General features: G+C 63.7%; 12 protein-coding genes. 6 read left to right on the top strand and 6 right to left on the bottom strand.

The annotated features are described in order from the left end of the window. Positions 1 to 98 precede the first annotated feature (98 nt). The 3 genes from RT567_RS09450 (at position 99) to RT567_RS09440 (ending at position 3,959) form a co-directional block, all read left to right on the top strand. Positions 99 to 1,100, top strand: coding sequence for a recombinase family protein (locus RT567_RS09450; protein WP_313576036.1), 1,002 nt, complete (start codon positions 99 to 101; stop codon positions 1,098 to 1,100). Between the two features lie 324 nt (positions 1,101 to 1,424). Next, entirely contained in the window at positions 1,425 to 1,637 is a 213-nt protein-coding gene (locus RT567_RS09445; RefSeq protein WP_313576034.1) for a hypothetical protein, read from the top strand. A gap of 192 nt (positions 1,638 to 1,829) precedes the next feature. Continuing rightward, on the top strand, positions 1,830 to 3,959 hold the full coding sequence (locus RT567_RS09440; protein WP_313576032.1) for a recombinase family protein: 2,130 nt from the start codon (positions 1,830 to 1,832) through the stop codon (positions 3,957 to 3,959). A gap of 22 nt (positions 3,960 to 3,981) precedes the next feature. Here RT567_RS09440 and RT567_RS09435 read toward each other — a convergent pair whose 3' ends face one another. Next, entirely contained in the window at positions 3,982 to 4,281 is a 300-nt protein-coding gene (locus RT567_RS09435) for a hypothetical protein (protein WP_087141669.1), read from the bottom strand. A 377-nt stretch (positions 4,282 to 4,658) separates the two neighbouring features. Further along, complete coding sequence (locus RT567_RS09430) at positions 4,659 to 4,844, bottom strand: hypothetical protein (RefSeq protein WP_313576029.1); 186 nt, start codon at positions 4,842 to 4,844, stop codon at positions 4,659 to 4,661. A gap of 51 nt (positions 4,845 to 4,895) precedes the next feature. On the opposite strand from RT567_RS09430, the gene RT567_RS09425 reads away from it, so the two are divergent. Continuing rightward, complete coding sequence (locus RT567_RS09425) at positions 4,896 to 5,468, top strand: hypothetical protein (protein ID WP_313576028.1); 573 nt, start codon at positions 4,896 to 4,898, stop codon at positions 5,466 to 5,468. 44 nt (positions 5,469 to 5,512) lie between these two features. After that, positions 5,513 to 6,025, top strand: coding sequence for a hypothetical protein (locus RT567_RS09420; protein ID WP_313576026.1), 513 nt, complete (start codon positions 5,513 to 5,515; stop codon positions 6,023 to 6,025). A 12-nt stretch (positions 6,026 to 6,037) separates the two neighbouring features. Here RT567_RS09420 and RT567_RS09415 read toward each other — a convergent pair whose 3' ends face one another. Then, positions 6,038 to 6,754, bottom strand: coding sequence for a lysozyme inhibitor LprI family protein (locus RT567_RS09415; RefSeq protein WP_313576024.1), 717 nt, complete (start codon positions 6,752 to 6,754; stop codon positions 6,038 to 6,040). A 140-nt stretch (positions 6,755 to 6,894) separates the two neighbouring features. On the opposite strand from RT567_RS09415, the gene RT567_RS09410 reads away from it, so the two are divergent. Further along, complete coding sequence (locus tag RT567_RS09410; RefSeq protein WP_313576022.1) at positions 6,895 to 7,491, top strand: TetR/AcrR family transcriptional regulator; 597 nt, start codon at positions 6,895 to 6,897, stop codon at positions 7,489 to 7,491. A gap of 13 nt (positions 7,492 to 7,504) precedes the next feature. On the opposite strand, the gene RT567_RS09405 is transcribed toward RT567_RS09410, so the two are convergent. The 3 genes from RT567_RS09405 to RT567_RS09395 all read right to left on the bottom strand — a co-directional run. Next, complete coding sequence (locus RT567_RS09405; protein ID WP_313576020.1) at positions 7,505 to 8,422, bottom strand: hypothetical protein; 918 nt, start codon at positions 8,420 to 8,422, stop codon at positions 7,505 to 7,507. Between the two features lie 161 nt (positions 8,423 to 8,583). Then, a complete protein-coding gene (locus RT567_RS09400) occupies positions 8,584 to 9,294 on the bottom strand; it encodes a TetR/AcrR family transcriptional regulator (protein WP_313576018.1) in 711 nt (236 codons plus the stop codon). Between the two features lie 9 nt (positions 9,295 to 9,303). Beyond that, a partial coding sequence (locus RT567_RS09395; protein WP_313576016.1) for a carboxylesterase family protein occupies positions 9,304 to 10,059 on the bottom strand: 756 nt, incomplete at its 5' end.

Here is a 10,059-nt window from a genome sequence, read left to right as displayed (position 1 = left end):
GCAAGTCGCGGCGGCCTTCCTACCCCAACAATCCGGCCCGTCGTCATTCGCGCCTCCGCGCGAAGCCGATGGCGTGCGCCCTGAACTTGAGAAATTGAATGAGCAGTAAGTCTGCCAATACCGAAACACCTCCGCCTGGCGCCCGCGCCTGTCTGTATACGCCCCATCCGGAGCGTAAGGGGCGGAACTGCCGTCCGCCTAAGCCGCGCTACCAGGCGTCGGTTGATGAGGCTGCGCGGATGGGGTGGAAGACTGTCAACATCCAGGCAGAAGGCCGTGCTGGCGCCACGGCGACGCCGGCTTCGTTGGAGGCGTTGGTCGAAGCGGCTCGAGATGGCGCGTACGACGTCTTGGTCATTCGGGCCCTGAACGATTTTCAGCCTGATGTCCTGAATAGCGTGGAGCCGCTGATAGCCCTGGTTGAAACAGGGATTACCCTCTGGCTGGTTGGAAGGGGGGCGATGGAACTCTCCCCGGGTTTCATCGATAAGTGCCGTGCAGAACGTCTGCGAAAGAACGCCATTGCCTATCTGCGTGCTCCTTCTGTTTCAGAAAAAGCCCCGCGCTCTTTGGATGAGCAGGCGATCGCCTGTCTCCAACTTTGCGAGAGGCTGGCGTGGAATTTCGCCGGCTTCGTTCAAGATGATGGAGAGCGCAGGCCTAATGATCCCTATGGGGTCAATGCTGCCCTGAACGCCAAGGTGGAAGTCGTGATCGTTGACGATCTCGCGGCGTTGACGTCCTCGACCAATCTTCTGCTCTGGTTGATCAGCAATTTTCGCGAGCGCGGTGTTGAACTCGCGGTCGCCGCGGGGGCTTCGGCAGGCTGCGATTTGGTGAGGTCGGTCACCCGCGATCTTGCGCAGGCGATGGCGCAAAAGCACGTTTCTGACCAGGCGATCTTCGCTGACATCCTGGAAAACAACCCGACCGCTCTGGAGATGATCGGGGACATCGAAGACCTGAGGGGAGACCTGACGGATTTCGTTGCGATCGAGACCGACCTCGAAAGCCGGGACGAGTTGATCTGGCTGGTGACCGACGAGCCGATCACCGCTGCGCGCCTCGCCGAAGAGATCAACGCGCTCCACCACGGCTGATAGGCCGAAGTTCTCTTCCCGAAATCAAAACCACCTGTCGTCGCCTCGCCGAGCGCGAGAGCGGCGCTCCCTATTGGATACGATAAGAATGCAAGAAGATCCCATCTCCCCCGCTGATGAGCCCGCAGAACCCGCCCAAGAGGTCGGCGTGCGTACGCAGATGATCTGTGACGGCGTGGTCTACGAAATGATCATGCTGGCCGATCCGGATGATCCGGACCGCTTCCACTTGCGCCGCGTCCAGCCGGAGGCGCAGCAATGAGGGGCCGTTTCTCGAGGCGCCGCGTCGGGCAGAGGCGGCCTTCACGCACGAACGACGAAGTGTTGGTCGCGGTTGTCAAACGGTTCCAGGCGACGGCCACGTCCCTGTCGCAGATTAACGAACTGCGGTCTCAACTCGAGGCGGCCGGCTTTGACGGCGTCGGCATCTGCTTCGAACGTATGGCGACTGGGAAGATCGACACCTTCATCACCTACGTGACCGGTCCCTTCGATGGCAACAGAAGCGGCGAGGGCGAACCGTGCGGCAAGGTGTGAAGGCGGAATGTGTCCAACTGGCGCTGCCCTTGGCGGCGACGCTGGACGATGAGCTGTGGCGTCGCGCCGAGGCCCGCCGGGAGGCGCTGATGCTGACGGAGGCTACGGAGGACGAACGTCTGTTGATGCCTCTGGCGCTTAGCTTGGCGCGCCTCATGGCACAGCGTGACGCCAAAGGAGAAGGGGAGAGCCATGGGTCTGTTTGACAGTCCTCTTCCGCCTCCTGGCTCGCGCGCCCTTCTCCTCGGGCGCTATTCGGACAGCCATCAGAACCCGCTGTCGGCAGACGATCAACTGGCCGTTCTGCGCGCTGATTGCGAGCGGCTCGGGTGGGAAGTGGTCGGCGAATTCACTGACAAGGCCAAGTCGGGGCGATCCGTCGCCAGCCGCACGGGGTACCTGGAGATGATGGCTGCAGCTGAAAGCGGCCAGGCGGATGTGATCTGCGTCGTTCATCTCGATCGTCTGGGACGAAATGCTCGTGAACTGCATTACGCAAGGAACCGATTGAGAGATGTCGACGTGGTCATCTACACGCACGACAAAGGCGTGATGGGGCGGTTTGAGTTCGCGATCTTCGCCGAAATGGCCCAGATCGAAAGTGAACGTATAGGCCAGAGGACTTCTCGCGGTCGCCTCGCCGCGGCCGCTCGCGGGAAGATCATGGGCGATATTCCTTACGGATATCGTCTGGTCGATGAAGTCGATGAAGGTGGGAATCCTCTACTGAACAGTCGAGGAGCGCATATCCGTCGCGTTGAACGGGACCCTGCTACGTCCAAGATCGTCCTGCGGGCGAACCTGGAGTACGACGCGGGCATGAGCCCCCACCAGATCGCGGTCGGCCTCACGGCGGACAATGTGCCGACGCCTGAGGGGGGCAAGGTGTGGCATCCCAACACCATCATGGGATCCTCGCGTTACAGGACGGGATTTCTGCGTAATCCGCTCATTATCGGGAAAGCCATCCACGGGAAGGTGACGACTGATTACGATGAAAAGAGCGGAAAGGTAAAAAAGAAACAGGGGGATGCGTCCACCTGGATTGAACACGATGCGCCGTGGCTTCGGATCGTTCCGCAGGAAGTCTGGGATCGTAACCAGGAGCGACTGTCGAAACGTCCTGCCTCCAAACTTCGCGATCGTCGTCGGCCGAGTTATTTGTTGAGCGGTTTGGTGAAGTGCGGCGTCTGCGGCGGGCCTTATAATCAGGTCTCCGCGAAAATGGGCTGCGCGTCACATAGACTGAAGGCGTGCCCCAATGGGCGCCGGGCTAAACGTGAAGACGTGGAGCGCGTCGTCCTGGAAGGGCTGACGCATCGCCTCTCCCAGCCCAACGTCATTGAGTGGTTCATTCCGGAGTATTTGCGTGAGCGGGGCTCCGCGCAGACGGAAGGGCTGGATCGCCATGAGCGCGCGGTTCAGCGGTTGGCTGAGGTCGGCCGCGAGATCGATAATCTGATGAGGCAGATTAAAACCGGGGCGTCCGGCTTTGCCGCCAATCTCATCAACGACAATCTGAATACGCTGGGCGCGGAAAAGGAGCGTCTCGCCCGAACAGTTCGCGCCGGGCCCGCCAGGGCGGTGACCGACCTGACCCCCGGTAATCTCGTCGCGCGGGTTGGAGCGCTTCTGGATAACCTGGGCGACGCGTTGAATGGTCCAGAGCGTGATGCCGCTCGAGCACGAGACAATATCCGTAGTTTGATCACCCAGGTGACCGTCACGCCCTATGATCCGGAAGGGAAACGGCCGGATGGTCGGGGTGCGGGGGCTGTGCGCGTCCAGATTGAAGGTGAAGTCAGCCGCCTTGTTGATCGCGCCATGCTTAATCGGAAGATCATGCATGACCGTGGTGCCGAGGACATGCATGATCTTCCGATCGCCACCTTCCGCTTCGAGGTCATCCTGGATCGCAGTCTGTCGATCGAGCAGGAAGGGCTCTGGGAGGATGTCGCGTGCATCGGCAGGTTGCTGGATGATGCGGATCGACCTGTTTTTTATCAGGAAATGATCCAGGCGATGAATGACCGGGGACGTCCGGTCGATGCAGCGGAAGCGGACGTTGATGAAACACGCGCACGGATCGCACTAGCGCAACTGCGTCGCGATAAATGGGCGAGAGCGATTCGGCTGGGGGGCACGCACGGATGGGTCTGGAGCGACCGCAGCATCTCCGATGCCGAATGGCGAGAGCGCTACGAGCAAAGTCTTCTGGCACCAGAGCCGATTAACGGCGTCTCGGCGTCTGGATCGATAGGCGTCATTCGTCTTTCGGAGCCCGATGTCGGCGTCGTGCTTATCGGTAGAAACTGGAGTTGAGCGGCCGTCATCAGTCGGCCGTTTATTCGATCACCGGCATGCCCTTGAAGATCGCCGGCGGCGGCGGGCCGTCGGTCCAGTGCCAGGTCTCGCGGGTGCGCATCAACTCCTGTGTGACCTGGGCCGGGACGGCTGGGATGTCGACCGGCGTCAGGGCATAGGTCCCCGACGGCGCCAGGTTCAGCCGGAACCGGTGCGGGAAGCCGTCGAAGCGCACTTCGATCACCATGTCGCGGACCATGCCGTCGGGGATGACGATCTGTTCGGCCAAGATCGCGCCGCCATGCGCCGTGCCAGGATCGATGGTCGTCGTCTCCAGCATGGTTCGACCTAGGGTAGAGATGGTCTGGCGCAGACGCCGCTGGATGTGGTCGTGCGACGCCTGAAGTTGCCCCGAAGCACTGCGGTAGGCGATGTCGTGGCGGCGGCGGTGGTCCTACCACGCCGCCAGCAGAAGTGCGGATGATCCCCTTCTTGGTGAAGTTGGCGGAAGCGCTAGATATTCATCCTGCGCAATTGTTCGATTGAATAGCGGCTTTTGACTCATTGCTGACGTTCGGACGGTCTGCTTCCGGCCAGCGCTCGATTTCAGTTTAGCTCATCCGCATATGACGTCAGAGAGGTCTCTTTGCGTGCCCTCTAGGGCCACTGCTGCCATCTAATGGCAACGCTTTTACTCCGGTCGCCTGCAAACGCTTCTTACGGCTCTCGCCCTTTGCGCCGATTGAGACCGAGTTTCGGTGTGTCGATCCGCACGGTAAGACCGGCCGGAACCGCATCGGGATGGAAGAAGCCCTTGAGCTGGTCCGCGCTGGGATCGCCAGCCTCTTCGGGCGTGGAACCGCCGAAGAGCCGCTGACGATCGAGATGCGCGCCGTGGATCAATAATCCTGCCCTTGGGGAGGATCTGTCGCTTAAGCGTCGAAGGAAATGTGCATGACCCTGAGAACCCCGCTCGCGCTCGTCTTGGCCGCGACACTCGCCGCCTGCTCGCAGGCCGAAGAGGGGGCGGCCACCGCCCCGACCCCGGCTGAAGCCAATGCTCCTGCGCCAGCTGCCGCGCCGGCAGTTGCGCCTGACCGGAACGGCGAGGCCCCGCCGCTGTCGGCCTATGTCGGCAAGCATCCGACCGTGCCGGTTCAGGGCGTCACCTTCTTCCAGCATCCGGACGTGCGCGCGGCCATGGTCGCCTCGGGCGTGGATCGCGACATCCAGAAGTCCATCGTCTTCGACGGCAACGTCGTCGGCGTGGTGACGGAGACGCGCGGGCGTCTGCTGCTTCACGGCTATGATCCGGCGGGCGCCGGGTCGACCAACTGGGCCATTCTGATGATCCCGGACGGCAGCAAGGCGGCGGTCTGCTACTCCACCGGCATCGTCGGCTATGAGAAGGGCGCCGACTGGTATTTCGAGGGCGACATGGCCTTCACCCTCTATACGCCCTGTCCCTCCGAGGAAGGCGATATGGAATCGCTGAGCAACTGGCCGATCGGGCCGATTCCCGGCTGATGATCTGCCCAGGGCAGGGCGTGTGTGTTTTGAAGGGGGATCGGATGGCGCTTTGTCGTTTCGCGAGCGGGTTGGTTGCGGCCCTGGTCATGAGTGCGGCCGGCGTCGCCACGGCTCAACCCGCCGGGACAGACGAAGAGGTCGCCAGGGCCGCCCTGAAGGAATGGATGGCGACCAGCCCCGAGTATGCGAAGCTCCAGTATGACCTGGTCAAGGCGCAGGCTGGCCTGGCCGTCCGTATCGAGCGGCTCGTCATGATCGGCCTTCTGTGTGAGCGCCTGTCGGAGGACGACAGTCGATTGATCATCGACAACGCCCGCGAAGAGATGGCCTTTGGCCATTCGGTGCTGTCCGAACAGCAGCAGGCGGATTTCGCCCTCTACTACGAAGGGCTGCGGCAGGGCGCGCTGGTCGCCGCCGCGCCTGAGCCGCCTGGCCCCGACGACTGCGAAGACTTCGCCAGGCCGGGCGGAACCCTGGTCAAGCTGCTGACCTGGACCGGACGCCGACAGTTCATCAGCCCAGGCGTTCTCGCCAGCCCCAGGACCATACCCTAGCGGCTGCGGCGATCAGCGCGACGGGTCCGGCAGGCGCACCGCCTGGAAGTAGGTTCCCGAGAGGGTGCCGCCCGAACCGCAATAGGGGACGGCGTCGGCGCCGTTCTCGATCGTCTCCTTGACGATAAGCGTCGCGCCCTGGGCTTTCACGTTCAGCGACCACGCGGCGGCGCCGCCGATGTCGTCAAAGCGCGCTTCGTCTTCGTCGATCCAGTCGCCGCTGCCGTCCGCCTCGCAGGACCAGCCATCGCCGCGCGGGTCGGCGGCCGTGGCCGTGAACGTCAGGACGCCGGTCGCCCATTGGTTGACGACAATCTCGCCGTTGAGATTGCGCCAACGCCCGACCACGCTGACCAGCGGGTCGTTGCCCAGATCGGTCAGGAACGCTTCGCGCCGCGTCAGTTGGTCGGTCAGTTCTTCGATCAGATCGGCGCCCGTCAGTCGTGCGCCGGCTGCGTTGCGGGCCGCGAGAAAGGCGCGCTGGTCGCGACGCAGCGCTTCGGCGCTTGCGGCGTCATAGCCTCTGATCGTGGTTCCATACTGTTCGGCGATCTTCGCATCCAATGCCGTGAGGGCGGGCGTCGAACAGATGGCGGTCTCGACCGGACCGGAGGCGCGGCGACAATCGGCGCTTTCGGCGGCGGCGGGGGCGGCGATCGAGGTCGCCAGGGCGGCGCCGAGAAAAAGGGCGAGGGTCGAAGCGGACGACGGGAAGCGAAGCGCGATCATGGGAAGCCTCAAGACGGATGCGGGAGGGCGCGAAAGGGCCCTTCGAGCGCAATTCATATCCTTAAATGAGCATCGATCAATAAAAAACGAAAACAGACGTTTCTTCCCGCTCTCTGCACAGCTTCTGCTATGCAGGGTTAATGGGCAGGCGATCGGATCATACGCGGCAGGAGCTTGAGCGGCTTTTTGTGGTCGAGGGCCACAAGCATATGGCCGAAGTGGGCTTTGCGCGCTTCTCGGCGCGCGAGGTGGCCAAGCGCGTCGGCTATTCGATCGGCACCCTCTACAATGTGTTCGGTACGCTGGATCAGCTTCTGATCGCCATCAACACGCGCACCTTCCAGCTCTGGGCGGAAGAGGTGCGGCAGGCGCTGGAAGGCAGCGGCCCGGACCGCATCCGATGCCTGGTCGAGGCCTATTTCGGCTTCGCTCGCGCCAATCCCCATAGCTGGAGGGCCATCTATGAGCATCACCTGCCGCCGGACGTGGCCCTGACCGACGAACAGAACCAACGGCGCGGAGATCTGACTCAGATCATCGTCAACGAGGTGACGGCTGTCTTGCCGGCGAAGGCGCAGACCGGCGCAGCACGCCTGTCGCGTTCGCTGATCGCCGTGGTCCACGGTCACTGCGTCTTCGACCTGAACGGCAGCTTCGCCCTGATGAGCATTGAAGAGCCTGTCGAGCTGGCTCTGGAACGTGTCCGTGAAAGCCTGTCTCAGGCCGGTGTGGTCTAGGCGATCTGCGACTTCAGGCTGAGTTGGCGACACGGTGTCGCCGCGCGTGATGATAGGCCAGCGTCAGGCTGAAGGAGACGACGCAGGCGGCGAGGGCGGCGGCGGGCAGCAGGGGCGCGACCTCGGGCGGGAAGACGAAGGGCAGCAGCGGGAAGGCGTAGGCGGCCGGCATCCGCATCTTGAACAGGCGTAGCAGCAGGAAGACCGCAGCCATGTCCAGGGCCGCGATCAGCGGCCAGGAATGCAGGGCCTGGAACAGAACCGCCCCGATCACCGCCGACAGGGTCAGCACAGCCGTCTGTTTCAGCGCCATACGGGCGGAATACATCTTCATGTGCAGGGACTCATAGACCACGACGGTCACGGGCGGGATGAGGCCCAGCTGCGGATAGCCCGCGACCGCCGCCAGGACGATCCCGGCGCCGCTGATCAGCAGATAGGCGGTCATGGCCGAGCGGTTCAGCGGCGCGCTGCGCTCGGCCGGGGTCCGCAGGCGGAACATGATCACGCCGAGCATCAGCACCAAGGTCGTGACGCTGATGGAGATCAGGAATGACAGTTCGACGGCGTTGGTGACGATGGGCAGGAAGCCGGTCGCCAGTGCGGGCGGCAGGCTGTAGCGGAAGATCAGGAACAGCCCCAGCATCCCGACCAGCAGGATCGCCAGCTTGGCGGTGAAGGGAACGGCCAGCAGGTTGACGGCGAAACCGCCCAGCGCCGTCAGCGAAGGCCACAGGAAGATCGCTTCGGGCCGCCGCATCCACGCCTGGTCGCGCCAGGCCCACAGGGCGACCGCCATGGCCGCGATCTCCGGCAGGATGATCTCCCGGTCGTTCAGGAGTTGGGCGACAGCCGTCATGGCGATGATGAAGGCGAAGGCCGCCGCATAGGACAGGGCGGCGGATCGACGGTCGAGCGTGATGGGCTGCATGAAATCGGTTCACCGGACGCAAGGCGTGGCGGGGGATTCGGCTGGATGCCGCGCGTCTGATGGTTACGCGCGGGCGTATCGCCGCCCTCACACCGTCATGGGGGCGGCCATGGGATGGGCGCTGGTGCTGTCTCGAGACAGCCTTTGTTGCGAAAGCAGACCTATTTCGGCATGCGGCTCATGGCTTCGAAGCCGCCGGTGAAGATGACCTCCATCGCGTCGCATATGGCGGTCATTTCCGACGATTTGCACAGGCCGCCGGACAGGACGTCGATGCGTCCTGTCTGGGCCAGGGACAGGGTCAGCGACCCCGACAGCAGGTGATAGAACCAGTAGATCTGTCGCTCGGGCGTGTCGGGCGCGATCTGCTTCAGCAGGCCGATGAAGCGATCGATCACCGGATCGAAATGCTGGTGCATGGTGTCGCCGCCCCAGGCCGGGGTGTTGTTCACCTGGGCGACCAGGGCCGCATAGTTCAGCCAGGCGCGGTCTCCGGTTTCGAACAGGACGAACAGCGGGCGCAGGAAGGCGTCGATGGCGCCGCTGACGGTCATGGCGTCGCCGTGCTCGGCCTCATAGCGGTCCAGGCTGTCCAGGCGCAGCTGGTTCACCACCTCGGCGCGGCGCCCGAAGACGGTTGAGAACAGCCGGTTCTTGTCGTCGAAATAATAGTGCAGCAGGGCCGTATCGACGCCCGCCTCCTTGGCTACCGCCTTCAGGGTGACGCCGTGCAGGCCGTCGCGCGCGAACAGGGCTTCGGCTACGTCCAGGATGCGGGTGGTCGTTTCCTCGCGGCGCTGGGCCTTGGGCTTGGGCGGCGCCTTGGGCTTCGTGGTCGCCTTGGCGCGCGGCTTGGACTCAGTCGTCGTCATGGGGGCAGTTTACCCGAACACCCGCTGCAAGCGATCCCGCAGCCGCATCAACAGGATCAGCAGCTTGCCCTTGCGTCCATGGTGGTCCAGCGCCGCCTTCCACCAACCGCGCTTCACCTCGCCGCCGGGCGTCGCGTTGAACACCATCCAGGCGTCGTCCGCTGGCGTGTAGACAGGCCAGTTTGCGCCCGGCGCGCCTGTTTTGGCGAAGGCGATCCAGCGGACGTGCATGGCGGTGCTGACGGCGCGGTCGGCTTGGGTCGCGGGCGGAGCGCCGTCGGGGCGGTGGTCCAGAGTTTCAAAGACGTGAAAAATCTCGGCGGCGTGGGCGGCGCGGGGCATGGCGCCGCGCCGAGCTTCTTCTACGTAATCAAAAGCATAAAGCCATGTCTTCGATTGACGTGGGCGCGACGCGACCCAGCGCGCGGGGGCGGCGAAGGCGAAGTCGCGGAAGCCGTGGCGGATCAACTGTTCTTCATCGCCGTTCGCCTGCGGATAGAGGCGGGCCAGGGCCGCGTTCGGTTTGATCAGCTTGCCGAACCGTTCCAGTCCGCCGCCGTAGTTGAGCAGGGAATCCTCGCCGCTGTTGACCCCGATCATCAGCGGCACATCGGCGAAGTCGCCCCGCGCGAAGGCGCTGATCGGGTCGCGGTTCAGCAGGCGGTCGTCGATCACCGGGCCGAAGGCGCCTTCGACGGCGGTCAGCCGTTCGGATGCGACGGCGCGAAGCGCGGCGGCGTCAGGCGTGTCCAGGCCGAGGGCGGT

This window comes from Brevundimonas sp. (genome assembly GCF_032107865.1).
In the GTDB taxonomy this organism is placed as follows: Bacteria; Pseudomonadota; Alphaproteobacteria; order Caulobacterales; family Caulobacteraceae; genus Brevundimonas.
The sequence above is the reverse complement of the archived record's forward strand: the minus strand, read 5'-3'. Positions and strand labels throughout refer to the sequence as shown.

Coding starts and splice junctions, on each gene's coding strand:
- RT567_RS09440 (WP_313576032.1), top strand. CDS start 1,830: ATGGGTCTGTTTGACAGTCCTCTTCCGCCTCCTGGCTCGCGCGCCCTT.
- RT567_RS09400 (WP_313576018.1), bottom strand. CDS start 9,294: ATGACGACGACTGAGTCCAAGCCGCGCGCCAAGGCGACCACGAAGCCC.
- RT567_RS09410 (WP_313576022.1), top strand. CDS start 6,895: ATGGGCAGGCGATCGGATCATACGCGGCAGGAGCTTGAGCGGCTTTTT.
- RT567_RS09415 (WP_313576024.1), bottom strand. CDS start 6,754: ATGATCGCGCTTCGCTTCCCGTCGTCCGCTTCGACCCTCGCCCTTTTT.
- RT567_RS09405 (WP_313576020.1), bottom strand. CDS start 8,422: ATGCAGCCCATCACGCTCGACCGTCGATCCGCCGCCCTGTCCTATGCG.
- RT567_RS09420 (WP_313576026.1), top strand. CDS start 5,513: ATGGCGCTTTGTCGTTTCGCGAGCGGGTTGGTTGCGGCCCTGGTCATG.
- RT567_RS09450 (WP_313576036.1), top strand. CDS start 99: ATGAGCAGTAAGTCTGCCAATACCGAAACACCTCCGCCTGGCGCCCGC.
- RT567_RS09425 (WP_313576028.1), top strand. CDS start 4,896: ATGACCCTGAGAACCCCGCTCGCGCTCGTCTTGGCCGCGACACTCGCC.
- RT567_RS09435 (WP_087141669.1), bottom strand. CDS start 4,281: ATGCTGGAGACGACGACCATCGATCCTGGCACGGCGCATGGCGGCGCG.